This window comes from Streptomyces sp. CNZ287, from assembly GCF_007827615.1.
In genome coordinates, this window is record NZ_VISV01000016.1 from 125,964 (window position 1) to 149,867 (window position 23,904).

Below are 23,904 nucleotides of genomic sequence, written 5' to 3' on the forward strand. Positions count from 1 at the left end.
TAGAAGAGAAGGAAGAAACACCCATGGCTGTCATGGAGACTCTCGCCGCCGTCGAGATCAAGGGCAACCTCGGCGCCATCGGCTACGGCCTCGCCGCGATCGGCCCCGGTGTCGGTATCGGCTACATCTTCGGTAACGGTGTGCAGGCCATGGCCCGCCAGCCCGAGGCCGTCGGCCTGATCCGGCAGAACATGATTCTGGGCTTCGCCTTCTGTGAGGCGCTCGCCCTCATCGGCATCGTCATGCCGTTCGTTTACCCGTCCTGAGCGGACTCCTTCCGACGAAAGGCACCGATGTGAACCTCCTGCAGATCGCGGCCGAAGAGGAGCAGAACCCTCTCATCCCGCCGATGCCGGAACTCGTCATCGGCCTGATCGCCTTCCTCATCGTCTTCGGCCTGCTGGCCAAGAAGCTCCTGCCCCGCATCAACGAGGTGCTGGAGGAGCGCAAGGCGGCCATCGAGGGCGGCATGGAGAAGGCCGAGGCCGCCCAGATCGAGGCGGAGCAGACGCTGGACCAGTACAAGGCCCAGCTCGCCGAGGCCAGGCACGAGGCCAACCGGCTGCGCGAGGAGGCTCGCGAGCAGGGTTCGGCCCTCATCGCCGAGATGCGGGCCGAGGGCCAGCGGCAGCGTGAGGAGATCATCGCCGCCGGTCACGCCCAGGTCGAGGCCGACAAGAAGGCCGCTTCGCTGGCGCTGCGCCAGGACGTCGGCGCGCTGGCCACCGAGCTGGCCGGCCGGCTGGTCGGCGAGTCCCTGGAGGACCACGCCCGGCAGAGCCGCGTCGTCGACCGGTTCCTGGACGAGCTGGAGGCCAAGGCCGCCGCCCAGTCCGGGACGAAGGCCGAGGCCGGGGCATGAACGGAGCGAGCCGCGAGGCGCTGGCCGCCGCCCGGAACCAGCTCGACGCGCTGACCGACAGCACCTCGGTCGACGCGGCGGAGCTGGCCGGGGAGCTGGCCGCCGTGACCGCCCTGCTGGACCGTGAGGTGACGCTGCGGCGGGCGCTGACCGACCCGGCGCAGCCCGGTGAGGCCAAGGCCGAGCTGGCCGGCCGGGTCCTCGGCGGGCAGATCGGCGGCGAGGCCGCCGACCTGGTCGCCGGGATGGTACGGGCCCGCTGGTCGCGGGCGCGTGACCTGGTCGACGTGCTCGAGGAGCTCGCCGACACCGCGGACCTCACCGCCGCGCAGCGGGCGGGGGAGCTCGACGAGGTGGAGGACGAGCTGTTCCGGTTCGGCCGGATCGTCACGGGCGACAAGCAGCTCCGCGGGGCGCTCACCGACCGGGTGGGCACCGGCGCCGCCAAGGCCGGGCTGCTGCACACGCTACTGGGCGGCCGGGCCAACCCGGTCACCGAGCGGCTGGTCGTGCGGCTCGTCGAACGGCCGCGGGGCCGTAGCCTGGAAGGGGGCCTGGAGGCCCTCTCCAAGCTCGCCGCGGAGCGCCGGGACCGGATGGTCGCGGTCGTGTCCACCGCCGTGCCGCTCAGCGACGGGCAGAAGGAGCGCCTGGGCGCCGCGCTGTCCCGGCTGTACGGCCGGGACATGCACCTGAACCTGGACGTGGACCCCGCGGTCCTCGGCGGGATCTCGGTGCGGGTGGGCGACGAGGTCATCAACGGCTCCGTCGCCGACCGCCTCGACGAGGTGAAGCGCGGTATGGCGGGCTGACGGTCACCGATCGTCACACACCAACTCCAGAGCATCACCAGCGGCCCGAGTTGGGCCGTGGACGCAAGAACTTACGGGCCCAACAAGGAGAGCAGGGAACCCAGATGGCGGAGCTCACGATCCGGCCGGAGGAGATCCGGGACGCGCTGGAGAGCTATGTCCAGTCGTACCAGCCGGACGCGGCCTCGCGCGAAGAGGTCGGCACGGTATCGCAGGCCATGGACGGCATCGCCAAGATCGAGGGGCTGCCCTCGGCGATGGCGAACGAGCTGCTGAAGTTCGAGGACGGCACCCTCGGCCTCGCCCTCAACCTGGAGGAGCGGGAGATCGGTGCGGTCGTCCTCGGCGAGTTCAGGGGCATCGAGGAGGGGCAGCCGGTCACCCGTACCGGCGAGGTCCTCTCCGTGCCGGTCGGCGACGGCTACCTGGGCCGGGTCGTCGACCCCCTGGGCAAGCCGGTGGACGGCCTCGGCGAGATCGCGACCGAGGGCCGCCGTGCGCTGGAGCTGCAGGCTCCCACGGTCATGCAGCGCAAGTCGGTGCACGAGCCGATGGAGACGGGTTACAAGGCCGTCGACGCGATGACCCCCATCGGCCGCGGCCAGCGCCAGTTGATCATCGGTGACCGGCAGACGGGCAAGACCGCCCTCGGCATCGACACGATCATCAACCAGCGCGACAACTGGCGCTCCGGCGACCCGAACAAGCAGGTCCGCTGCATCTACGTGGCGATCGGCCAGAAGGGCTCCACGATCGCCGGCGTGCGCGGCGCGCTGGAGGAGGCCGGTGCGCTGGAGTACACCACGATCGTGGCGGCCCCGGCGTCCGACCCGGCGGGCTTCAAGTACCTGGCCCCCTACACCGGCTCGGCCATCGGCCAGCACTGGATGTACCAGGGCAAGCACGTCCTGATCATCTTCGACGACCTGTCCAAGCAGGCCGAGGCGTACCGCGCCGTGTCGCTGCTGCTGCGCCGCCCGCCGGGCCGCGAGGCGTACCCCGGTGACGTCTTCTACCTGCACTCCCGGCTGCTGGAGCGCTGCGCCAAGCTCTCCGACGACCTGGGCGCCGGTTCGATGACGGGCCTGCCGGTCATCGAGACCAAGGCGAACGACGTGTCGGCGTACATCCCGACCAACGTGATCTCCATCACCGACGGTCAGTGCTTCCTGGAGTCCGACCTGTTCAACTCGGGCCAGCGCCCGGCGCTGAACGTCGGTATCTCGGTCTCCCGCGTCGGCGGTGCCGCCCAGCACCGGGCGATCCGGCAGGTCTCGGGACGGCTGAAGCTGGACCTGGCGCAGTTCCGCGAGCTGGAGGCGTTCGCCGCCTTCGGCTCCGACCTGGACGCCGCCTCCAAGGCGGCCCTGGAGCGGGGTCAGCGGATGATGGAGCTGATGAAGCAGCCGCAGTACGCGCCCTTCCCCACCGAGGACCAGGTCGTGTCCGTGTGGTCCGGCACCAACGGCATCCTGGACGACGTGCCCGTCGCGGACGTCAAGCGGTTCGAGCGCGAGCTCCTCGACCACCTGCACCGGGAGAACAAGGACCTGCTCACGGGCATCCGTGAGGGCGGCAAGATGCCCGACGAGACCATCGAGGCGCTCCGCGAGGCGGTCGAGTCCTTCAAGCGGCAGTTCGAGACCTCGGACGGCAAGCTGCTGGGCGAGGGCTGAGCATGGGCGCCCAGATGCGGGTCTACAAGAGGCGGATCCGTAGCGTCTCTGCGACCAAGAAGATCACCAAGGCGATGGAGATGATCGCCGCCTCGCGCGTCGTCAAGGCGCAGCGCCAGGTGGCGGCCTCCACGCCGTACGCGACCGAGCTGACCAGCGCCGTCACGGCGGTGGCCGCGGGCTCCGAGACCAAGCACCCGCTCACCACCGAGGTGGAGCGGCCGGTGCGGGCCGCGGTGCTGATGATCACCAGCGACCGCGGTCTGGCCGGCGGCTACAACTCCAACGCCATCAAGCAGACCGAGACGCTGACGAACCGGCTGACCGGCGAGGGCAGGCAGGTCGACCACTTCATCGTCGGCCGCAAGGGCGTCTCGTACTTCGGCTTCCGCGAGCGGCCGGTGGCCGAGTCCTGGACCGGCTTCACCGACAACCCGACCTACGCGGACGCGAAGCGGGTGGCCGCGCCGCTCATCGAGGCGCTGAGCAAGGAGACCTCGGAGGGCGGCGTGGACGAGATCCACATTGTCTACACCGAGTTCCACTCGATGATGACGCAGACCGCGGTGGACAGGCGGCTGCTCCCGATCGTCTTCGAGAAGACCGCCGCGGACTCCGCGGAGGTCTTCGAGGAGGCGCGCAAGAAGGAGCAGGAGTACCACGCGCTGTACGACTTCGAGCCGTCCGCGGACGGCGTGCTCGACGCGCTGCTGCCGCGGTACGTCGAGAGCCGGATCTACAACGCGCTGCTGCAGTCGGCCGCCTCCAAGCACGCCGCCACCCGCCGTGCGATGAAGTCGGCGACGGACAACGCCGAGGAGCTCATCAAGTCGCTCACGCGGCTAGCCAACCAGGCCCGCCAGGCCGAAATCACCCAGGAAATCAGCGAGATCGTCGGTGGCGCGAACGCCCTGGCCGACGCCTCTGCGGGGAGTGACCGATAATCATGACCACTGCTACGACCACCGAAGCGAAGGCCACGGCGACCGGCCGCGTCGCGCGGGTCATCGGCCCGGTCGTCGACGTGGAGTTCCCCGTCGACGCGATGCCCGAGATCTACAATGCGCTGACCGTCGAGGTCGCCGACCCCGCCCAGGCGGGCGAGATCAAGGTGCTGACCCTGGAAGTCGCGCAGCACCTCGGCGAGGGCCTGGTCCGCGCCATCTCCATGCAGCCCACCGACGGCCTGGTCCGCCAGGCCCCGGTGACCGACACCGGCGAGGGCCTGACGGTCCCCGTCGGCGACGTCACCAAGGGCCGCGTGTTCAACACCCTGGGTGAGATCCTCAACGACGAGGTCGACGAGTCGGAGATCCAGGAGCGCTGGGCGATCCACCGCACGGCGCCCCCGTTCGACCAGCTCGAAGCCAAGACCGAGATGTTCGAGACCGGTCTGAAGGTCGTCGACCTGCTCACCCCGTACGTCAAGGGCGGCAAGATCGGCCTCTTCGGCGGCGCGGGCGTCGGCAAGACCGTGCTCATCCAAGAGATGATCATGCGTGTGGCCAAGCTGCACGAAGGCGTCTCGGTCTTCGCCGGCGTCGGCGAGCGCACCCGTGAGGGCAACGACCTGATCGCGGAGATGGCCGAGTCCGGCGTGCTGCCGCAGACCGCGCTGGTCTTCGGGCAGATGGACGAGCCGCCGGGCACCCGGCTGCGCGTCGCCCTGGCCGGTCTCACGATGGCGGAGTACTTCCGCGACGTGCAGAAGCAGGACGTGCTGTTCTTCATCGACAACATCTTCCGCTTCACCCAGGCCGGCTCCGAGGTCTCCACCCTGCTCGGCCGCATGCCCTCCGCGGTGGGCTACCAGCCGAACCTGGCGGACGAGATGGGTCTGCTCCAGGAGCGGATCACCTCGACCCGCGGCCACTCGATCACCTCGATGCAGGCGATCTACGTGCCCGCGGACGACTACACCGACCCGGCCCCGGCGACCACCTTCGCCCACCTCGACGCGACGACGGAGCTGTCCCGTCCGATCTCGGAGAAGGGCATCTACCCCGCGGTGGACCCGCTGGCCTCCACCTCCCGGGTGCTCGACCCGCGCTACATCGCGCAGGACCACTACGAGTGCGCCACGCGCGTGAAGGCGATCCTGCAGAAGTACAAGGACCTGCAGGACATCATCGCCATTCTGGGTATGGACGAGCTCTCCGAGGAGGACAAGCTCACCGTCTCCCGCGCCCGCCGGATCGAGCGCTTCCTGTCGCAGAACACCCACGCGGCGAAGCAGTTCACCGGTCTCGACGGATCCGACGTGCCGCTGGACGAGTCGATCGCCGCGTTCAACGCGATCGCCGACGGCGAGTACGACCACTTCCCCGAGCAGGCGTTCTTCATGTGCGGTGGCCTGGAGGACCTGAAGGCCAAGGCGAAGGAGCTGGGCGTCTCCTGACGGATGCGCCCGCGGTTCTCACCGGCTCCGAGCCACCCGGGGGCGGGGTTCGCCCCGCCCCCGGCCCGCAAACCCGTTATTCTCTGCTAAACCCCAGTTGAGGAGCCATCGTGGCCGAGCTGCACGTCGAGTTGGTCGCCGCGGACCGTAGCGTCTGGTCCGGCGAGGCCACCCGGGTCATCGCGCGCACCCCGTCCGGTGACATCGGCATCATGCCCGGACACCAGCCGCTGCTCACGGTGCTGGAGTCCGGCCCCGTGACGATCCGTACGACGGGCGCCAGCGGCGAGGGCACGGTCCTGGCGGCCGTGCACGGCGGCTTCATCTCCTTTGCGGACAACAAGCTCTCGCTCCTCGCCGAGATCGCCGAGCTCTCCGACGAGATCGACGTGGAGCGCGCGGAGCGCGCCCTGGAGCGGGCCAAAGCCGACGCGGACGCGGGAGCGGAGCGGCGCGCGGAAGTGCGGCTCCTGGCCGTGGCGGGTCGCTGAGGCCACGCGAGAGGAGCGGCGAGGAGGTCTGTGGAGATGATCCTCGCTTTGCTGCTGGCCGGGGCGGTGGTCGCCCTGCTGCTGCTCGGCCTCTTCCTCTTCGGTTTGCGCCGCCGCCTCATCCAGCGGGCCGGCGGCACCTTCGACTGCAGTCTGCGCTGGTCAGCCCGCGCCGACCGGCCCGGGAAGGGCTGGGCGTACGGCGTCGCCCGCTACAGCGGTGACGTCATCGAGTGGTTCCGCGTCTTCTCGTACGCACCGAGGCCGCGCCGCGTGCTGCGGCGGGACGGCATCGAGGTGCTGGAGCGCCGGGCCCCCGCGGGCGAGGAGGAACTCGCCCTGCTCTCCGACGCCGTCGTGCTGGCCTGCCGGCACGACGAGGACCGGATCGAGCTGGCGATGAGCGAGGACGCGCTCACCGGCTTTCTCGCCTGGCTGGAGGCGGCCCCCCCGGGGCAGCGTGTCAACGTGGCGTAGCGCGTACGGCCACCCGTCCGTGGGAACGGGAAAGGGCCTGAACCCGGGGCGGGGAGGCGAGCGCACGCCGGACACCCCGGGCTCAGGCCGTCTGGGGCCCTAGCCGAGACCGTTGTGGACCGCGGTCATCAGCTCGCCGTTGGCGGTGTCACCGCTGAGTTCCCAGATGAACGCGCCGCCGAGGTTCTGGTTCTTGGCGTAGGTCATCTTGGCGGTGAGTGTCGCCGGGGTGTCGTAGCTCCACCACTGGTTGCCGCAGTGGGCGTACGCCGTGCCCGCGACCGTTCCGGTGGCCGGGCACCTGCCTTTCAGCTCCTTGTAGTCGTCGATGCCCTGCTCGTACTTGCCGGGTGCGGGTCCCGTCGCGCTGCCGCCGGGCGCGCTCTGCGTCACGCCGGTCCAGCCGCGGCCGTAGAAGCCGACGCCGAGCAGCAGCTTGGCCGGCGGGATGCCCATGCCCTTCAGCTTCTGGATCGCGGCGTCGGAGTGGAACGCGGCGATCGGGATGCCGTTGTACGAGGTGAGGGGCGAGTGCGGGGCGGTGGGGCCCTGGGCGTCCCAGGCGCCGAAGAAGTCGTACGTCATGACGTTGTACCAGTCGACGTACTGGGCGGCACCGGCGTAGTCGGCCTTGTCGATCTTCCCGCCGCTGGAGGCGTCGGCCGTGATGGCGGCGGTGACGAGCTTGTTGCCGAACGTCGCGCGGAACGCCTGCATCATGTTCTTCATGACGGCCGGGCCGCTGCTGTCACAGGTGAGACCGCAGGCGTTGGGGTACTCCCAGTCCAGGTCGATGCCGTCGAAGAGGCCCTGCCAGCGCGGGTCGTACACGAGGTCGTAGCAGGACTGGGCGAAGGCGGCGGGGTTCTGCATGGCCTGGGTGAAGCCGCCGGACCAGGTCCAGCCGCCGAAGGACCAGAGGATCTTGATGTGCGGGTGCTTCTTCTTCAGCTTGAGGAGCTGGTTGAAGTTGCCGCGCAGGGGCTGGTCCCAGGTGTCGGCCACGCCGTCGACGCTCTCGCCGGCGCCGTACGCCTTCTCGATCGCGGCGTAGGAGTCGCCCATGGTGCAGCGGCCGTTCTGGACGTTGCCGAAGGCGTAGTTGATGGTGTTGATCTTCTGCGCCGTGCCGGAGATGTCGAGGTTCTTCGCGTGGTAGTTGCGCTGGTAGACGCCCCACTCGGTGAAGTACCCCATCTTGATCTTGCCGCCGCCGGGGCCGCCGCCGCCCGTCGTGGTGACGGTCCGCGAGCCGCTGGCGGGGCCGACCTGGTCCGCGGTGTCGCGGGCGCGGACGCTGTAGGTGTACGGGGTGCCGGCGCTCAGGCCGGTGTCCGTGTACGTGGTGCCGGTGACCGTGGCGACCTTGGTGCTGCCGCGGTACACGTCGTAGTTCTTGATCCCCTTGTCGTCGGTGGCCGCCGTCCAGCTCAGCGCGATGGAGGTGTCGGTGATGTTCCCGGCGCTGGGCGTGCCGGGAGCCGAGGGCGCGCCGTCGCCGGGGATGCCGCCGCCGTCGCAGGGGTCGCCGTTCAGGGTGCAGTCGGTGACGTTGCCGCCGCCGCTGCCGGAGCCGTTGAAGCCGAAGGTGAGGCTGGCGCCGGGGGCGAGGCTGCCGTTGTACGACTTGTTCTTGGCGGTCCAGCGGGTGCCGGTGTTGGTGACGTCCGCGTCCCAGGCGGACGTGACGCTGGTGCCGGCGGGGAAGTCCCAGGAAATGGACCAGGAGCTGAGGGGCGCGGTGCCGGTGTTCTTCACCGTCCACCTGCCCTCGAAGCCGGTGCCCCAGTCCGATGCCTTCTGGTACGTCGCGGTCGCTCCTGCCGCCTGGGCGGGGCTGGCGAGTCCGACCATGGCGGCGAGCGGGATGGCCACGGCGGCCACGATGGCCGTGGCGCGTCTCAGCAGGCGACTGCCGGTGGGGGATCTCAAGGTGTGTCTCCCTCGTCGAGTGCCGTTCCGTCAGGTGCGGGCGGCGCGTCCGCGCGTACGGCCGCCCGTCGTACATGAGCCGGGTACTTGTTCATGCCATGACACTCACTCGCCAGGGAGGTTATTGGTACATACCAATGCGGTCAAGAGGTCTGGACCAAATGGAAGAAGCCCGGGTCGGTGGGGGCGACACCACCGTCCCGGGCTCCGGCCGGCGCGGCGGCCGGCCGAACGGCCTCAGCCGAGGCCGCTGTTGACGGCGGACATCAGCTCGCCGTTGGCGGTGTCACCGCTGAGTTCCCAGATGAACGCGCCGCCGAGGCCCTGCTCCTTGGCGTAGGACATCTTCCCGCCGATGGTCTGCGGGGTGTCGTAGCTCCACCACTGGTTGCCGCAGTGGGCGTACGCGGTGCCGGCGACGGTGCCGGTGGCGGGGCACTTGCCCTTCAGCTCCTTGTAGTCGTCGATGCCCTGCTCGTACCTGCCGGGTGCGGGTCCTGTCGCGGTGCCGCCGGGCTCGGCCTGGGTCACGCCGGTCCAGCCGCGGCCGTAGAAGCCGATGCCCAGCAGCAGCTTGTTCGCCGGGACGCCGGCGGCCCTGAACTTCTCGATCGCCGCGGTGGAGTCGAAGCCCTGCTTCGGGACGCCGTCGTACGAGGTGAGGGGCGAGTGCGGGGCGGTGGGGCCCTGGGCGTCCCAGGCGCCGAAGAAGTCGTACGTCATGACGTTGTACCAGTCGACGTACTGGGCCGCGCCGGCGTAGTCGGCCGCCTCGATCTTCCCGCCCTCGGAGGCGTCGGCGGTCACGGCCGCCGTCACGAGCTGGTCGCCGAACTTCGCGCGGAACGCCTGCATCATGTCCTTCATCACCGCGGGGCCGCTGCTGTCACAGCTCAGCCCGCAGGCGTTGGGGTACTCCCAGTCCAGGTCGATGCCGTCGAAGAGGCCCTGCCAGCGCGGGTCGTTGACCAGGTCGTAGCAGGACTGCGCGAAGGCGGCGGGGTTCTCCATGGCCTGGGTGAAGCCGCCCGACCAGGTCCAGCCGCCGAAGGACCAGAGGATCTTGATGTGCGGGTGCTTCTTCTTCAGCTTGAGCAACTGGTTGAAGTTGCCGCGCAGGGGCTGGTCCCAGGTGTCGGCCACGCCGTCGACGCTCTGGTCGGCGGTGTAGCTCTTCTCCGTGGCCGCGAAGGAGTCGCCCATGGTGCAGCGGCCGCCCTGGACGTTGCCGAAGGCGTAGTTGATGGTGTTGATCTTCTCCGCCGTGCCGGAGGTGTCCATGTTCTTCACGTGGTAGTTGCGGTCGTAGACGCCCCACTCGGTGAAGTAACCCATCTTCACGCCGGCGGCCCTGGGGCCCGCGGGGGTCGTCGCGGCGCCGGCGCTGCTCGACGGCGCCAGGGTGGCCAGCACGGTGAGCGGAATCGAGAGCGCCAGGGTCAGCAGGATGCCGATGACGCGCGTGCGGGTGCGTACGTGGGGGGATCTCAAGGGCGTGCTCCTCGAGCTAGGTCCGGATACGTGTGGGGGTGGGACCTGCGTCGCCCGGTGGGCATGTGAATGTCATGCTCACCGCAGTGAGGGGGGAGCGTAGGGAAGGTCTGCACCAATCGTCAATAGGTCTGGACCACGGGGAGTTTGCGCGGTCCGCCGCGACCGGTGCCGTACGGGCAGGTGGGAGTGGGTGTCAGTGGCGCGGTGCGCCGGGTGGTGCCGGTGGTGCGGGCTGTCAGTGGCGCGGGGCGTTCCGAGAGCGCTGCGGCCGGGTGCCGCGGCGGTCGCGCGCGTTCCAGCAGGCCGTGTGCCAGTGCCGGCGCAGGTCCGCGCCGCGGTGCTCGGGCCAGGCCACCACATGCGGCGTGCCGGGGCGGATCTCCTGGTCGCAGCCCGGGCAGCGGTAGCTCTTGTCGGTCGCGGAGCCGGCGACGCGGCGGACGAGGTACTCCTCGCCCCCGTAGTCCGCCGCGTCGGGCGTGCCGATGCGGCCGGCGAGGTCGTCGTCCGCGGACGGACGGGCGGCGCCGCGGGAGCGCGGCTTGTTCCGGCGGGGGGACACGTCGGCACCTCGGAAGATCGTCGTGAAGGAGATCCCTACCAGGGTAAGGGCGCGAAGTCCAGCCCTGGGCACAAAGAATGACGATTCACCCCTCGATCGCCAACAATGAAGACGACTTCGGGGTTGCCCCCGTCGCCGCAGGTGACGGGCCGCCGGTACCCCGCGCACGACAGCGCCATCGGTACACAGGGGGCAGGATGCACATCGGCTCGTTCGTGCTCGGCGCCCAGTTCCCCGGCCAGGGACAGGGCGACGCCCTGCACCGCGCCGTGCGGACGGGCGTCGCGGCGGAGGAGGCGGGTCTCGACTCCGTCTGGCTCGCCGAGCACCACTTCATCCCGTACGGCACCTGCCCCTCGGCCGTCACCCTCGCCGCGCTGCTCCTCGGCCGCACCAGCCGTATCAGCGTCGGCACCGCCGTCAGCGTGCTGCCCACCCAGCACCCCGTCGCCCTCGGCGAGCAGGCCGCGCTGCTGCACCATGCCGCGCAGGGGCGCTTCGTCCTCGGCGTCGGGCGCGGCGGGCCGTGGGTGGACCTGGAGGTCTTCGGCACCGGGCTGGCGGCGTACGAGAGCGACTTCCCCGAGTCGCTGGACCTGCTGCTGCGCTGGCTGCGCGAACCGCGGGTCGGGGCCGGCGGCGACCGCTACGCGTTCCGCGAGGTCGCCGTCGTGCCCCGGCCGGCGGAGGCGCTGCACGGCGCGGGGGACGTACCGGTGCTCGTCGCCTGCACCTCGCCCGGCACCGTCCGGCTCGCCGCGGGCCGCGGGCTGCCGATGCTGCTCGGGATGCACTGCGGCGACGAGGAGAAGGCGGAGATGGTGCGGCTGTGGCGGCGCACCGCGCGGGAGGCCGGGATGAGCCCGGAGGCGATCGACGCGGCGGGCCACGTCTCGGCCGGCGTCGCCCAGGTCGACGACACCCCCGAGGACGCGGCGAAGCTGCTGCGCACGGCCCTGCCGGGGGCCTTCCGCAGCGGCGTGGGGGCGATGGAGACGGTGGACGGCAGAAGGCGCCCGATGCGCGATCCGGAGGCGTACACGGAACTGCTGTGCGCGCTGCACCCGGTGGGCCCGCCACGGCTCTGCGCCGACCGGCTGGCGGCGACCGCGGAACGTACCGGCATCACGCGCTTCGCGCTGCTCGTCGAGGGTTCGGGGGAGCTGGGCGCCACCGAGCGGAACGTACGGCGTATCGGTGCGGAGGTGCTGCCGCTCCTCGCTCGCTGACCGGTGGGGCGGCGCGAGCGGACGGCGTGGGGAGCGGCAGCGCGGGGGGTGTCCTGGGGCCCGTCAGCAGTCACGCAGCTCCGGTGACTGGTTGAGCAACTGCGCCCGCACGGAGGTGAAGCGGGTCAGGGGCTCCTCTGCCGAGGCTTCCAGGGGGAAGACCGCCACGCGATGACAGTTCTGGAAAGCGAGCCGGACGCCGAAGTGGCGCTCCAGCGCCCCCCGTATCGCATTGCTGGCGAGCGCGCGCAGGAGCTGGCCGCGGGCGTGCTCGTCCGGGGGCGGTACCTGGTTGTCGGCGAAGTTTCCGCCGTCGACCTTGAGTTGTGCCACCAGGGAACTGATCATGTCCCAGGCATAGGGGAGCGAGGTCCGGACGCAGTCGACAAACTCGCGTTCGTCGACCTCGCCCCGCTCAGCTTGATCGAGCAGAGCAGGTGGGACGTCCAGCGACATGGATTCTCCTCTCGCAGCCCCGCGGGGTTCGGGCGGGGCCTGACCGGACAGATAAGGCGATCACCACTCTCGGTGTCCATATGGCGACCGCCTGCTTCCACCGTAGGGCGGAGGATGCCGCTCCACCACAAGAACGCGTACACAACTGGCCATTGCCGAAAGGTGCATCAGGGGTCAGATCGCTGGGTGCGCCGGGAGTCGAGTAGCGTGGTGCGCCATGCGCCTCGTCATCGCCCGCTGCTCCGTCGACTACGCCGGGCGGCTCACCGCCCACCTCGCCTCCGCGCCCCGGCTGATCCTGGTCAAAGCCGACGGCAGTGTCTCGGTCCATGCCGACGACCGTGCGTACAAGCCCCTCAACTGGATGTCACCGCCGTGCACTCTGAAAGAAGGTGAACAGGACGGTGTCGCTGTGTGGACGGTCGAGAACAAGGCAGGCGAAAAACTGATCATTACGATCGAGGAGTTGCTCCACGACTCGTCCCACGAGCTGGGCGTCGACCCGGGCCTGGTCAAGGACGGGGTGGAGGCGCACCTCCAGGAACTGCTCGCGGACCGCATGGAGGCACTGGGCGAGGGCTGGACCCTCATCCGGCGCGAGTACCCCACGGCGATCGGCCCCGTGGACATCCTGGGCCGCGACGAGAAGGGGACGACCGTCGCGGTGGAGATCAAGCGCCGCGGCGAGATCGACGGGGTGGAGCAACTCACCCGCTATCTGGACCTGCTCAACCGCGACCCGCTGCTGGCGCCGGTGCGGGGGGTGTTCGCGGCGCAGGAGATCAAGCCGCAGGCGCGGGTGCTGGCGGCGGACCGCGGGATCGAGTGCGCGGTGCTGGACTACGACGCGCTGCGCGGCACGGACGACGGCAAGCTGAAGCTCTTCTGACGCGGGCGCCCGCCGCGCCCGCCGGCGGCCCCGTACGGCTTCGCGGGCGGTACGGGGCCGTTGGCGTACCGGACCCGCCGGGCTGCGGGCGTACGGGGCCGTCGTGGGGGTGTCAGGCCGTCTTGCCGGGCGGGGCGCCGGCCGCTTCGCCGGAGGCCGCCGAGTCGGTGCCGGTGGTGGTGCCGCCCTGGGGCGTCGTGCCGCCGTCGTCCGTCGTCGTGCCGCCGTCGTCCGTGGTCCCGCCGTCGTCGGTCGTTCCGCCGTTGTCCGTCGTGCCCCCGTCGTCGGTCGTCGTCCCGCCGTCGTCGGTGGTGCCCCCGTCGTCGGTCGTGCCGCCGTCCTGGGCCGTACCGCCGTCGGTCGTCGTGCCGCCGTTCTGCGTGCCGCCGGCGCCGCCCGTGTCCGTACCGCCGCCGTTCGACGAACCGCCCTTCGAGGACCCGCCGTCCGACGACGAGCCGCTGTCCGACGGCGTGCCCGGCGAACTGCTCGACGGGCTCTGCGGCGGCGCGCTGCTCGTCTCGTCGCCCGGGTCCGTCCACGCCTCCGACGGCTCCGGAGCCGATGACTCCGGCGACGGCGGCGCCGACTCCGAGGACGGGCCGCGGGACGGCTCCTCGGTGGGCAGCCCGTCGTCGTCCGCGGCGGCCGAGCGCTCCACCTCGACCCGGTCGGCGGGCGGGTCGTCGCCGCCCGCCATCCCCAGGGTGACCACCGTGCCGAGCACCGCGACGAGCAGCGCACCCGCGCCCGCCGCGATCAGGTTGCGCTTGGACGCGGACGCCGCCTCGGCGCCGGGCCCGCGGACCGTGGGCGTCACGGTCGTCTCCGTACCCCCGGAGGACGGGGAGATGAGCGCGGTGGGCCGCTCGGCGCCCGCGCCCGGCTCGTCGAACGCCGCCGCCCCCTCCGGTACGGGGCCGGTGCCGGCCGGCACCACCGGCAGCGCCGCCGTCACGGCCTCGCTGCCGGCACCGTCCGTGACCAGCGCGAGCGCCCGCCTGCTGGCGATCTCGCCGCCGCGGTCGGAGATCGCCCCGCGCAGCGCGAGCGCCGCCTCCAACTCGGCCCGCGCCCGGGCGGTGTTGCCCGTGCAGAGCGCCAGCACGCCCAGCTCGTGGTGGAAGTACGCCTCCGCCGCGACCTCGCCCGCGCGCCGGGCGGCCTCCTGCCCGTACCGCAGCGCCCGCTCCCAGGCGCTCCAGCGCAGCGCCGCGGCGAACGCGGGTGCGGCGGCGCGTGCGAGCAGCACCGCGGTGGAGGCGGTGGCACCCTCCCGGTCGGCGACGAGGCCGCCGAGCGCGGCGAGGATGGCGTCCGCGTCGTCGGCGACCGTCTCGGGGGTCACCGAGCGGTGCGCGGACCACCAGGCGTAGTGCTGCGCGGCGGTGAGCGCCGGGTCCTGGCCGCCCTCGGCGGGCCGGTCGTAGCCCGCGGCGGTCAACTGGGCGGAGACGCCCGCGGCCAGCCGGTAGCGGCCGAGGCCGCCGGAGACCAGACCGCAGCCGGCGAGTTCGGCGAGCGCGGTGTCGGCCAGCGCCTCGCCGGCGAGCGCGGGCAACTGCGCGTGGTGCGGGAAGACGCCGCCCAGCGCCACGGCGAAGCGCAGCGCGGTACGGGCCGCGTCGCTGAGCCGCGACGCCAGCAGCGCGGCCGGCGCGGCGCTCTCGGCCAGCGTCGGCAGCGGCTCGCCCGCGCCCGGACCGGCGAGCCGCAGCACCGCGCCGGCCTGGACGAACCGCAGCGGCAGCCCCTCGGACTCGAACCACAGGTCCGCCGCCCAGGTGCGCTCCTCGTCACCGAGCGGCAGCCGCCCGGCGCGCTCCAGCAACTGCATGCAGGCGGCCCGGCCGAGGCCCGGCAGCGCGACCTCTTCGAGGTACGAGGCGGCCGTCGGGCCGGTCACGTCGGGGGTGACGGCGATCAGGTACGCGCACTCGGGGGTGGCGTCCAGCAGCTCTTCGAGCGCGGTGCCGCCGAACTCGGCGTCGTCGAGCACCACGACCGCGCCGATCTGCGGCAGCAGCTCGGCCAGTTGGCCGGGGCCGGGCCGCCGGCCGGTCAGCTCGTAGACGGCGGCGCAGAGTTCGTACCGCAGATCGGTGGGGGTGCGGCCGCGGCCGTTCAGCCGGATGACGCCGTCCGGCGCCAGCTCGGCGCAGTCGGCGGCGACGGCCTCGAGCAGCACGGTGCGGCCGGAGCCCGGGGGACCGGTGAGGCGGACGGACCGGCCGCGGGAGAGCAGGCGCACCAGCCGCTCGCGGATCTCGTCGCGCTCCAGCAGCGGCAGTTGCGGCCCCGCGGGGCCCGGCGGCGGCGACGGCGGCCGGCGGTGCGCGGCGCGCTCCTCCGGGGTCATCCGGCGCGGCGGCCCCGGGCGCTCCGCAGGAGGGCACAGCTCGGCGTGGGTGCCGTCGACGGGGTTGACCGTGAGCCGGTACTCGCCCGCGATGACACGGGCCGTACGGGCCGGTCCCGGGCGGGCGCCGGCGGCGGGGGTGAGGCCGTCGCCCGGCCGCCCGCGCCCGGCGGCCCTGCCGCCGGAGCCGGGGTGCGGGCCGGGGAAGGAGCCGGGGGCGGAGCCGGCGGGCGGGCCGTCCGGCCCGGCCGCCGCGTCGGGTTCCCCGACGTAGGGGCGGAGCGCCTCGTCGGCGTACGGCCGCACCGGCTCCTCGCCGGGGAACGCCCCCGTGCCGTCGTCCCCGAACCCGCCCGCGCCGCGGTCGTCTTCCGGGTACATGGCCCCCGGTTCTTCCGGATCGGGGTGCGTGTGCGCCGGCTCGCCGGGGTACGAACCCGGGGAAGCGCCCGCGGGCGGAGATATGCCCTCGGGTGTGTCGTCCTGTCCATGGCCCGTGTTCGGGTCCATCGCGAAGCCCCCTGCCCGCCGTCCTGCGCCGTGCCGCTCCCCGGCCCGGAAACCCTATGACCTCCGCCGGGCGATCTCCGAGGGGGGACGGCCCGACGACGCCGTTTGTTCACTGAATCGTGAGGATGCGGTGGAGTCGCGTGGCCACCAGCAGCCGCTGCATCTGCGGGGGCACCCCGCGCAGCACGAGCCGGCGATCGGCCCGTCCCGCCCTGCGGTGTGCCCCCATGATGACACCGAGCCCGGTGGCGTCCCAGGAGTCCAGGTCGGTGAGGTCGAGGACCAGGTCGCCGCGGCCCTCGTCGACGGCGCGGTGGAGGGCGACCCGGGCGTCGGCCGCGCTGCGCACGTCGAGGCAGCCCCCGACGGTCAGTTCCGCGCAGTCCCCTTTGATGTACGCGGGCGCCCCTGCGCCCGTGCCGTCCGGGGCGCCGTCCCGGACGGGGCGGCGGGCGGTCCTGCGTGCGGGGCCCGCACGATGGCGGGCCGGGTGGTGGTAGGGCGGGGCGCTGTCGCGGCCCTCCGCCTCAAACATGTGCGCTCCCCGTCTGCGGGTTCTCGTTGTGGTGATGCGTCGTGATGCCGAGTCCGTGCCGGCTCCTCTATGGATATGACTGTCCCGGACGGTGCCGGGTTGCCGTCTGTACGGGTATCCGTACCGATTTCACCCCTGCGGGGGACGCCGGTACCTACCCACGGCCGCACCGGGCGGCCGTGGGCGGCGGACGGCCCGGGGTCAGTGCTCGTAGAAGCCGCGGCCGCTCTTGCGGCCGATGTCGCCGGCGTCGACCATGCGGCGCATCAGCTCCGGCGGCGCGAACTTCTCGTCCTGGGTCTCGGTGTAGATGTTCTCGGCGGCGTGCAGCAGGATGTCGACGCCGGTCAGGTCGGCGGTGGCGAGCGGGCCCATGGCGTGGCCGAAGCCGAGCCGGCAGGCGACGTCGATGTCCTCCGCGGTGGCGACACCCGACTCGTAGAGCTTGACGGCCTCGACGACGAGCGCGGTGATCAGCCGCGTGGTCACGAAGCCGGCCACGTCGCGGTTGGCGACGATGCAGGTCTTGCCGGTGGATTCGGCGAAGGCCCGGGCGCGGGCGAGGGTGTCGTCGCTGGTCTTCAGGCCCCGTACCAGCTCGCAGAGCCCCATCATGGGGACCGGAGAGAAGAAGTGCGTGCCGACGACGCGTTCGGGGCGGGCGGTCACCGCCGCGATCTTGGTGAGGGGGATCGCGGAGGTGTTGGAGGCGAGCACCGCGTCGTCGCGTACCAGGCCGTCGAGCGTGCGGAAGATGTCCTGCTTGACGTCGAGCCGTTCGAAGACCGCCTCGACCACGATGTCCGCGTCGGCGGCGGCGTCGAGGTCGGTGGTCGTGGTGATCCGGGCGAGCGCCTCCTCGGCGGTGGCCGCGTCCAGCTTGCCCTTCGCGACGAACTTCTCGTACGAGCCCTTGATGCCGTCGGTGCCGCGCGCCAGCGCCTCGTCGGTGAGGTCGCGCAGCACGACGTGCCAGCCGGCCTGGGCGGCGACCTGGGCGATACCGGACCCCATGAGTCCGGCTCCGACGACGGCGAGCTTTCCGGCGGATTCCACGGTGGTTCCCTCGCTATACGGCTCGTTCACGTGCTCTGAAGCGGACACTAGCGCTCCCGGCCCGTTCGCGGAGCGCTTAGAGATGCGCGTCACGTCTCAGATGACGGACATCACACGTGCGGGGCTCAGTCTCCGGTCCTGCGTGCGTAGTTGAGCACCTTTTCGCCCAACAGCTCCTTCATCTCGTCCAGCAGGCCGAGCGCGTCGCGCGAGACGGCCGCCGGGTCGCGGCCGGCGGTCATCTCGCGGCGGATGAGGGCATGGAGCGTGTTGTCGGCCCAGGAGAGCTGACCGGCGATCAGCTCGGGGAGCGGGTCGTCCGCGTCGCGCCTCCGGGGCGGTGACGCTGGGCACACGCGGGTTCCGCTCCGCCGGGGCGCAGGGCCGCGGGCATACGCTGGGCGCATGGTCAACCTCACGCGGATCTACACCCGTACCGGAGACAAGGGCACCACCGCCCTCGGCGACATGAGCCGGGTGCCCAAGACCGACCCGCGGATCTCCGCGTACGCCGACGCCAACGAGGCCAACGCCGTCATCGGCACCGCCCTCGCGCTCGGCGGGCTGTCCGAGGAGGTCGCCCGCGTCCTCACCCGGGTGCAGAACGACCTCTTCGACGTCGGCGCCGACCTCTCCACGCCCGTGCGGCCCGACCCGGAGTTCCCGCCGCTGCGGGTCGAGCAGGAGTACGTCGACCGGCTGGAGGCCGACTGCGACCGCTTCCTCGCCGGTCTGGAGAAGCTGCGCAGCTTCATCCTCCCCGGCGGCACCCCGGGCGCGGCGCTGCTGCACCAGGCGTGCACGGTGGTGCGCCGGGCCGAGCGGTCGACGTGGGCCGCCCTGGAGGTCCACGGCGAGACCATGAACCCGCTGACGGCCACGTACCTCAACCGGCTATCGGATCTGCTCTTCATCCTTGCGCGCACCGCCAACAAGGCGGTCGGGGACGTGCTGTGGGTGCCCGGCGGCGAACGCTGAGCCGTCCCGCCCGTCCTCCGGCTCCACCGCGCCCGCGGGACGCTGCTTGGGGAAGACCGTGTAGCTCACGGCGATGACCAGGTTGATGCCGATGACGAAGAGCATCCGCATCTGCCACGCCCGCAGCGACTCGGTTCCGCCGTCGTCGCCCACGTACCAGACGGCGCCCTGCAGCAGCGCGATCGCGATGCCGCTCGCCAGGATCCAGCGGACGGCGACCGACCACTCGTGCCGCGCCCGCGCCATCCCGTACCTCGGCGGCTTCACCGGCGGCGGCCCGCCCGCGAAGCGGTGCGCGAAGCGGGCGTCGACCCAGCGGATCGTCGACGGGCCGAGCGCGACGGAGAAGCCGATGTACACCGCGGCGAGACCGTGCTTCCAGTCCGGCTCCGCGCCGTTCTTCAGGTCGATCGCCGTGACGACCAGCAGCACGACCTCCAGGAGCGGCTCGCACAGCAGCACGGCGGCGCCCAGCCGCGGCTTCCGCACGAGATAACGCAGCGCGAGCCCGGCCGCGAGCAGCACCCAGAAGGCGACCTCGCAGACGATGATGAGCGTGACGACCACGGTGTGCTCTCCCTTCCCCGTCCTCCCTTCCAGGCTCCCGCCCGCCGCGCGCGGGCACGTCGTCGTACGCGACGATCCCGGACTGCATCCTTCGATGTAGCCCCCGCCCGCCCGAAGCCGCCCGCGATACGGAGGCCGCCGGGGCCCCGGCCGTGTTTGATGGGGGAGTGACCAGCGCACGCCCCTCGCTCCGGCCGCACCGCGACGACGTACTCATCGCGGTCGCCGGCCTGCTCGGCGGGGTGGCGCTGTGGGCGCTCGGGCTGCACACCCAGGGCGGGCGGCCGTTCCACGACTCGCGGCTCACGCTGATCCCGCTCGCCGTCATGTGCGGCGCGGAACTGCTGCGCCGGAGCCGGCCGGTGACCGCGCTGGGCATCGCGCTCGTCGCCGTCGTCGCCGACCAGTTCACGTGGGGCACGCTGGCCACCATCCTGATGTTCACGGACCTGATGTACGCGGGCGTGCTCTACGGCACCGCGACCGCGGCCCGCTGGATCCCGCGGGCCTCCGCCGGGCTCACCGTGGTCTCGACCATCGTCGTGCTGGCCGTCTTCCAGGACCGGGCCGCGATCCTCATCGGCGTCGCCGTCGGCCTCATCACGCTCGCCCCCGCCACCACCGGCGTCGCCGTACGCTCGCACCGCCAGGCCGCCGACGCCGCCCGGCTGCGGGCGCAGCAGACCGCGCTGCTCGCGGAGCTGGACCGGCGCGAGGCCGTCGGCGCCGAGCGCGCCCGGATGGCCCGCGAGCTCCACGACATGGTGGCCAACCACCTCTCCGCCATCGCCATCCACGCCACCGCCGCCCAGTCCATCGACGACCGGACGGCGTCCCGGGAGGCGCTGTCCGTCATCCGCGAGAACAGCGTGCAAGGGCTGGCGGAGATGCGCCGCCTCATCGGCCTGCTGCGCGCCGCCTCCGACGCCGGCGGCGCGGATGCCGCGCCGGCGGCGGCCCCGACGCTGGCCGGGCTGGCCGCGCTGGTGGAGCAGGCCCGCGTCAACGGCGCCGCCAGCGGCCTCGGCTTCGCCCTCGACGACGCCCGCGACCCGGGTGCGCCGCTGCCCGCGCCGGTGGAGCTGGCCGCGTACCGCATCGTGCAGGAGTCGCTGACGAACGCGCTCAAGCACGCCGCCCCCGGGGAGGTACGGGTCGCGCTCGCCGGGCCCGAGCCGCTGACGGTGGCGGTGACCAGCCCGCTGGGCGAGGGGCGGCAGCAGGACGGGCGGCCGGGCGCCGGGCCCGTGCCGCGGGCGCCCGGCTCGGGCGCCGGGCTGATCGGCATGGAGGAGCGCGTGGCCCTGCTGGGCGGCTCGTTCACCGCCGGACCGGAGGACGGCGGCGCCGGACCCGGCGCCGGCAAGCGGTGGGTCGTGCGGGCCGGGCTGCCCACCGGCGAGGACACCACCGCACCGCAACGGAGGAACCATGGCTGAGAAGTCATCCGCAAACCCCCGGCGTTCGCCCGGAGGGCGGGCGCCGCAGGGGGCACCGCCCACGCACCCCGGGTGTAGGGGGAGTCTGGTGCCGTGCATCGCAAGGCGGAGGGTCGCCCTCATGCCGGGCGTATTCGGGCGATCCAGACAAGGCGGCGAGGTGCGGTGCCAGGCGTCGCGGCGCAGGCGGGGGTTTGCGGATGGCTTCTGACGCCGCCCCGCCCGTCCGGATCCTCGTCGCCGAGGACCAGCGGGCCGTACGCGCCGGGCTCGTGCTCATCCTGCGCTCCGCCGCGGGCCTCACCGTCGTCGGCGAGGCCGCCGACGGCGAGGAGGCCGTGCGGCTGGCCCGCGAACTGCGGCCGGACGTCGTGCTGATGGACATCCAGATGCCCAAGCTCGACGGGGTGGCCGCGACCCGGCGGATCAGCGCCGAGGGGCTGGCGGACGTGCTGGTGCTGACGACGTTCGACCTCGACGAGTACGTCTTCGGCGCGCTGCGCGCCGGCGCCGCCGGCTTCCTGCTGAAGAACACCGAGGCGGACGCCCTGGTGGAGGCGGTACGCACCGTCGCCCGCGGCGAGGGCCTGATCGCCCCGGCCGTGACCCGGCGGCTGATCGCCGAGTTCGCGGGCGGTCGGCGGGCCCCGTCGCCGGACGGCCCCGACCCGGCGGTCCTCGACGCCCTCACGCGGCGCGAGCGGGAGGTGCTGGCCTGCCTGGGGCAGGGCATGTCCAACGCGGACGTCGCGGCCCGGCTCGACATGGCGGAGGCCACGGTGAAGACGCACGTCAGCCGGCTGCTGGCGAAGCTGGGGCTGCGCAGCCGGGTGCAGGCGGCGGTGCTGGCGCAGGAGCTGGGTGTCTGAGCGGCCGGAAGCGGATCCCTTACGGCCGTTCCCGTACGGTCTCCGCCCCCGGCCGTCCGCGTGCGGTCAGACGTCGCGCTTCGACAGCAGCGCGAACGCCAGCAGGAGCATCCCGCCGGTGACGGCGGCCAGCAGGCCGAGGAGCCCCCAGCCGCCGATGTCCCCGTCGTCGAAGAACGGGATGCCGTAGAGCGAGGCGAGACCGCTGAGCGGGGAGAACTCGATCAGCTTGCGCTGGACGTCCCGCAGGCTCTCGGCCTGCATGAAGAGCGCGATGATCAGCGGCAGCAGGATGAAGCCGACCATGGTGGTGATGGCGCCCGCGGAGTGCCGCAGGATCGCGCCCACGGCCAGCGCGAGCAGGCCCAGCAGCGACACGTACAGGGCCGCGCCCACGGTGGCGTCGAACCACTGGCTGCTCGTGGCGATCAGCTCGCCGCTGTCGGAGACCGAGTCCTTGAACATCGGCTCGTTCATCTCGTACTCCGGCACGGTCTGGCCGCCGAGGACCGCCGCGTGGACCAGCGCGGTGATCGCGCACGCCGCGGTGGTCAGCACGAAGGCCAGCACGAAGAAGACCACGGCCTTCGCCGCCAGCACCCGCCAGCGCTGGGGCGAGGCGGTGAGCGTGGTACGGATCATGCCCGTGCCGTACTCGGAGGTGATCACCAGCACGCCGAGGGTGACGATGCAGATCTGGCCGAGCATCAGGCCGAAGAGGCCGCCGGAGAGCAGCGGTGCGCCCACCCACTCGTCGCTGCTCATCGCCAGCGCGATGAGGAAGCCGACGCCGACGACGAGCAGGAGCATGACGCCCAGCGTCCACATGGTGGAGCGCACCGAGCGGATCTTGGTCCACTCGGAGGCGAAGGCGTGGCCCAGGTGCGTCCTGACGATCGGGATGGGCGAGGAGTAGCCGCCGCCCGGGGGCGGGCCGGCCGGCGGCGCGGCGCCGGGGACGGGACCGGGAGCGGCGCCGGGCACCGGGGGCGCGCCGGGGGCGGGGGCGGAGGGCTGCGGAGGGTAGCTCATCGGGGGGTCTCACCTTCGCGCGGGGCGGGAGCGGCGGCGCCGGCCGGGCCCTGCGGCGCGGCCGGGGGTGGCGGCGGGGCGTACCCCTGCGGCGGGGGCGGGGCGTAGCCGGGCTGCACGCCGGGCGGCGGCATGCCGGGGCCGCCCTGCGGCATCCCGGGGGCGCCCATGGGCGGCGCGTAGCCGGGGCCGGGGGGCGTGTAGCCCTGCGCGGGCACCGGGCCCGCGGGCTGCTGCAGACCGGCGCGGTGGTCGACGGTGGAGCGGAAGTCCACCGCGCCCTGCGTCATCCGCATGTACGCCTCCTCCAGCGACGCCTCGTGCGGCGACAGCTCCCACAACTGGATCCGCGCGTCGTGAGCCAGGTCGCTGATCCGCGGCAGCGGCATCCCGCCCACGCGCAGCGCCCCGTCCTGCTCCTGCTGCACCTGCGCCCCCTCCTCGGTGAGCAGGGCGGTCAGCTTCTCCCGCAGGCCCTGCTCCCGGTCGGGGACGCGGACCCGGGCGAAGCTCGCCGAGTGCGTGCTGATGAAGTCCCGCACGCTCATGTCGGCCATGAGCTGGCCGCGGCCGATGACGATGAGGTGGTCGGCGGTGAGCGCCATCTCGCTCATCAGGTGGCTGGAGACGAAGATGGTGCGGCCCTCGCTCGCCAGCCGCTTCATCAGGTTGCGGATCCACAGGATGCCCTCGGGGTCGAGGCCGTTGACCGGCTCGTCGAAGAGGAGGATCTGCGGGTCGCCGAGGAGCGCGCCGGCGATGCCGAGGCGCTGGCCCATGCCGAGCGAGAAGCCCTTGGAGCGGCGCCCCGCGACCTCGCGCAGCCCGACCACGTCGAGCACCTCGTCGACGCGGCGCTGCGGGATGCCGGAGAGCTGGGCGACGCAGCGCAGGTGGTTGCGGGCGCTGCGGCCGCCGTGCACCGCCTTGGCGTCGAGCAGGGCGCCGACCTGGCGGGGGGCGTTGGGCAGCTTGCGGTACGGGTAGCCGCCCACGGTGACGCTGCCGCTGCTCGGCTCGTCGAGCCCGAGGATCATGCGCATCGTCGTCGACTTGCCCGCCCCGTTGGGACCCACGAAGCCGGTGATGACGCCCGGTTTGACGGTGAAGGAGAGGTTGTAGACGGCGGTCTTCCCGCCGTAGGTCTTCGTCAGACCCTGTGCTTCGATCATGTGGCCCCCTGCGTCGGACACGGGGGCGCAGCGACTTCCCGTCCCCCCTCAGGCTAAGAGGTTATCGGGACGCCTCCGGTTCCCGGCGGGCAGCCCGCCGGGCTGCCGG

General features: G+C 72.5%; 23 protein-coding genes and 1 pseudogene. 13 read left to right on the forward strand and 11 right to left on the reverse strand.

The genetic code is table 11. The annotated features are described in order from the left end of the window. Positions 1-23 precede the first annotated feature (23 nt). The 8 genes from atpE (at position 24) to FB457_RS25880 (ending at position 6,716) form a co-directional block, all read left to right on the forward strand. Positions 24-266: an ATP synthase F0 subunit C gene (atpE, locus tag FB457_RS25845; protein ID WP_026276655.1), complete on the forward strand. Its 243-nt coding sequence runs from the start codon at positions 24-26 to the stop codon at positions 264-266. A 29-nt stretch (positions 267-295) separates the two neighbouring features. Continuing rightward, positions 296-862, forward strand: a complete 567-nt coding sequence (locus tag FB457_RS25850; protein WP_078898450.1) for a F0F1 ATP synthase subunit B — start codon at positions 296-298, stop codon at positions 860-862. Next, entirely contained in the window at positions 859-1,674 is an 816-nt protein-coding gene (locus FB457_RS25855; protein ID WP_047018150.1) for a F0F1 ATP synthase subunit delta, read from the forward strand. The genes FB457_RS25850 and FB457_RS25855 overlap by 4 nt, the downstream gene beginning before the upstream one ends. Positions 1,675-1,778: 104 nt before the next feature. After that, on the forward strand, positions 1,779-3,350 hold the full coding sequence (gene atpA / locus FB457_RS25860) for a F0F1 ATP synthase subunit alpha (RefSeq protein ID WP_047018151.1): 1,572 nt from the start codon (positions 1,779-1,781) through the stop codon (positions 3,348-3,350). 2 nt (positions 3,351-3,352) lie between these two features. Next, entirely contained in the window at positions 3,353-4,294 is a 942-nt protein-coding gene (locus tag FB457_RS25865; RefSeq protein WP_145783467.1) for a F0F1 ATP synthase subunit gamma, read from the forward strand. A gap of 2 nt (positions 4,295-4,296) precedes the next feature. Next, entirely contained in the window at positions 4,297-5,748 is a 1,452-nt protein-coding gene (gene atpD / locus FB457_RS25870) for a F0F1 ATP synthase subunit beta (protein ID WP_047018153.1), read from the forward strand. A 107-nt stretch (positions 5,749-5,855) separates the two neighbouring features. Next, the gene (locus FB457_RS25875; protein ID WP_047018154.1) at positions 5,856-6,239 is read left to right on the forward strand and encodes a F0F1 ATP synthase subunit epsilon; all 384 of its coding nucleotides are present in this window, start codon (positions 5,856-5,858) and stop codon (positions 6,237-6,239) included. 36 nt (positions 6,240-6,275) lie between these two features. Further along, positions 6,276-6,716: a DUF2550 domain-containing protein gene (locus tag FB457_RS25880; protein WP_047018155.1), complete on the forward strand. Its 441-nt coding sequence runs from the start codon at positions 6,276-6,278 to the stop codon at positions 6,714-6,716. A 99-nt stretch (positions 6,717-6,815) separates the two neighbouring features. Here FB457_RS25880 and FB457_RS25885 read toward each other — a convergent pair whose 3' ends face one another. From FB457_RS25885 to FB457_RS25895, 3 genes are all read right to left on the reverse strand, one after another. Then, positions 6,816-8,570: a glycosyl hydrolase family 18 protein gene (locus FB457_RS25885; RefSeq protein ID WP_486589136.1), complete on the reverse strand. Its 1,755-nt coding sequence runs from the start codon at positions 8,568-8,570 to the stop codon at positions 6,816-6,818. Positions 8,571-8,885: 315 nt separating this feature from the next. Next, positions 8,886-10,139, reverse strand: coding sequence for a glycoside hydrolase family 18 protein (locus FB457_RS25890; protein ID WP_047018157.1), 1,254 nt, complete (start codon positions 10,137-10,139; stop codon positions 8,886-8,888). A gap of 238 nt (positions 10,140-10,377) precedes the next feature. Next, positions 10,378-10,704: a hypothetical protein gene (locus tag FB457_RS25895; RefSeq protein ID WP_047018158.1), complete on the reverse strand. Its 327-nt coding sequence runs from the start codon at positions 10,702-10,704 to the stop codon at positions 10,378-10,380. Positions 10,705-10,901: 197 nt separating this feature from the next. Here FB457_RS25895 and FB457_RS25900 point away from each other — a divergent pair, with 197 nt between their 5' ends. Continuing rightward, a complete protein-coding gene (locus FB457_RS25900; protein WP_047018159.1) occupies positions 10,902-11,933 on the forward strand; it encodes an LLM class flavin-dependent oxidoreductase in 1,032 nt (343 codons plus the stop codon). A 63-nt stretch (positions 11,934-11,996) separates the two neighbouring features. Here FB457_RS25900 and FB457_RS25905 read toward each other — a convergent pair whose 3' ends face one another. Beyond that, positions 11,997-12,389: an SCO5389 family protein gene (locus tag FB457_RS25905; RefSeq protein WP_047018160.1), complete on the reverse strand. Its 393-nt coding sequence runs from the start codon at positions 12,387-12,389 to the stop codon at positions 11,997-11,999. A gap of 217 nt (positions 12,390-12,606) precedes the next feature. Between FB457_RS25905 and nucS the strand changes: the two genes are divergently transcribed. Next, on the forward strand, positions 12,607-13,278 hold the full coding sequence (gene nucS, locus FB457_RS25910; RefSeq protein ID WP_047018161.1) for an endonuclease NucS: 672 nt from the start codon (positions 12,607-12,609) through the stop codon (positions 13,276-13,278). A gap of 112 nt (positions 13,279-13,390) precedes the next feature. Here nucS and FB457_RS25915 read toward each other — a convergent pair whose 3' ends face one another. The 4 genes and pseudogenes from FB457_RS25915 to FB457_RS25930 all read right to left on the reverse strand — a co-directional run. After that, positions 13,391-16,018, reverse strand: coding sequence for an ATP-binding protein (locus tag FB457_RS25915; protein ID WP_145783468.1), 2,628 nt, complete (start codon positions 16,016-16,018; stop codon positions 13,391-13,393). Positions 16,019-16,256: 238 nt separating this feature from the next. Further along, positions 16,257-16,541 carry an STAS domain-containing protein gene (locus tag FB457_RS25920; RefSeq protein ID WP_047020398.1) on the reverse strand — a complete coding sequence of 95 codons (285 nt, stop codon included), beginning with the start codon at positions 16,539-16,541 and terminating at the stop codon, positions 16,257-16,259. 342 nt (positions 16,542-16,883) lie between these two features. Continuing rightward, positions 16,884-17,738, reverse strand: a complete 855-nt coding sequence (locus FB457_RS25925) for a 3-hydroxyacyl-CoA dehydrogenase family protein (protein WP_078898451.1) — start codon at positions 17,736-17,738, stop codon at positions 16,884-16,886. 125 nt (positions 17,739-17,863) lie between these two features. Then, positions 17,864-18,061, reverse strand: a pseudogene (locus FB457_RS25930) (TetR/AcrR family transcriptional regulator); the annotation flags it as partial. Positions 18,062-18,143: 82 nt separating this feature from the next. On the opposite strand from FB457_RS25930, the gene FB457_RS25935 reads away from it, so the two are divergent. Next, on the forward strand, positions 18,144-18,716 hold the full coding sequence (locus FB457_RS25935; RefSeq protein ID WP_047018163.1) for a cob(I)yrinic acid a,c-diamide adenosyltransferase: 573 nt from the start codon (positions 18,144-18,146) through the stop codon (positions 18,714-18,716). Here the strand turns inward: FB457_RS25935 and FB457_RS25940 are convergent. Next, complete coding sequence (locus tag FB457_RS25940; RefSeq protein WP_047018164.1) at positions 18,633-19,283, reverse strand: hypothetical protein; 651 nt, start codon at positions 19,281-19,283, stop codon at positions 18,633-18,635. The two genes, FB457_RS25935 and FB457_RS25940, sit on opposite strands and share 84 nt — an antisense overlap. A gap of 167 nt (positions 19,284-19,450) precedes the next feature. Between FB457_RS25940 and FB457_RS25945 the strand changes: the two genes are divergently transcribed. Both FB457_RS25945 and FB457_RS25950 read left to right on the forward strand, forming a co-directional pair. Then, positions 19,451-20,722, forward strand: coding sequence for a histidine kinase (locus tag FB457_RS25945; RefSeq protein ID WP_145783469.1), 1,272 nt, complete (start codon positions 19,451-19,453; stop codon positions 20,720-20,722). A gap of 200 nt (positions 20,723-20,922) precedes the next feature. Further along, positions 20,923-21,591, forward strand: coding sequence for a response regulator (locus FB457_RS25950; RefSeq protein WP_047018166.1), 669 nt, complete (start codon positions 20,923-20,925; stop codon positions 21,589-21,591). Between the two features lie 66 nt (positions 21,592-21,657). On the opposite strand, the gene FB457_RS25955 is transcribed toward FB457_RS25950, so the two are convergent. Beyond that, positions 21,658-22,623: an ABC transporter permease gene (locus tag FB457_RS25955; RefSeq protein ID WP_047018167.1), complete on the reverse strand. Its 966-nt coding sequence runs from the start codon at positions 22,621-22,623 to the stop codon at positions 21,658-21,660. Then, positions 22,620-23,795: an ABC transporter ATP-binding protein gene (locus FB457_RS25960; RefSeq protein WP_047018168.1), complete on the reverse strand. Its 1,176-nt coding sequence runs from the start codon at positions 23,793-23,795 to the stop codon at positions 22,620-22,622. The genes FB457_RS25955 and FB457_RS25960 overlap by 4 nt, the downstream gene beginning before the upstream one ends. Positions 23,796-23,904 lie beyond the last annotated feature (109 nt).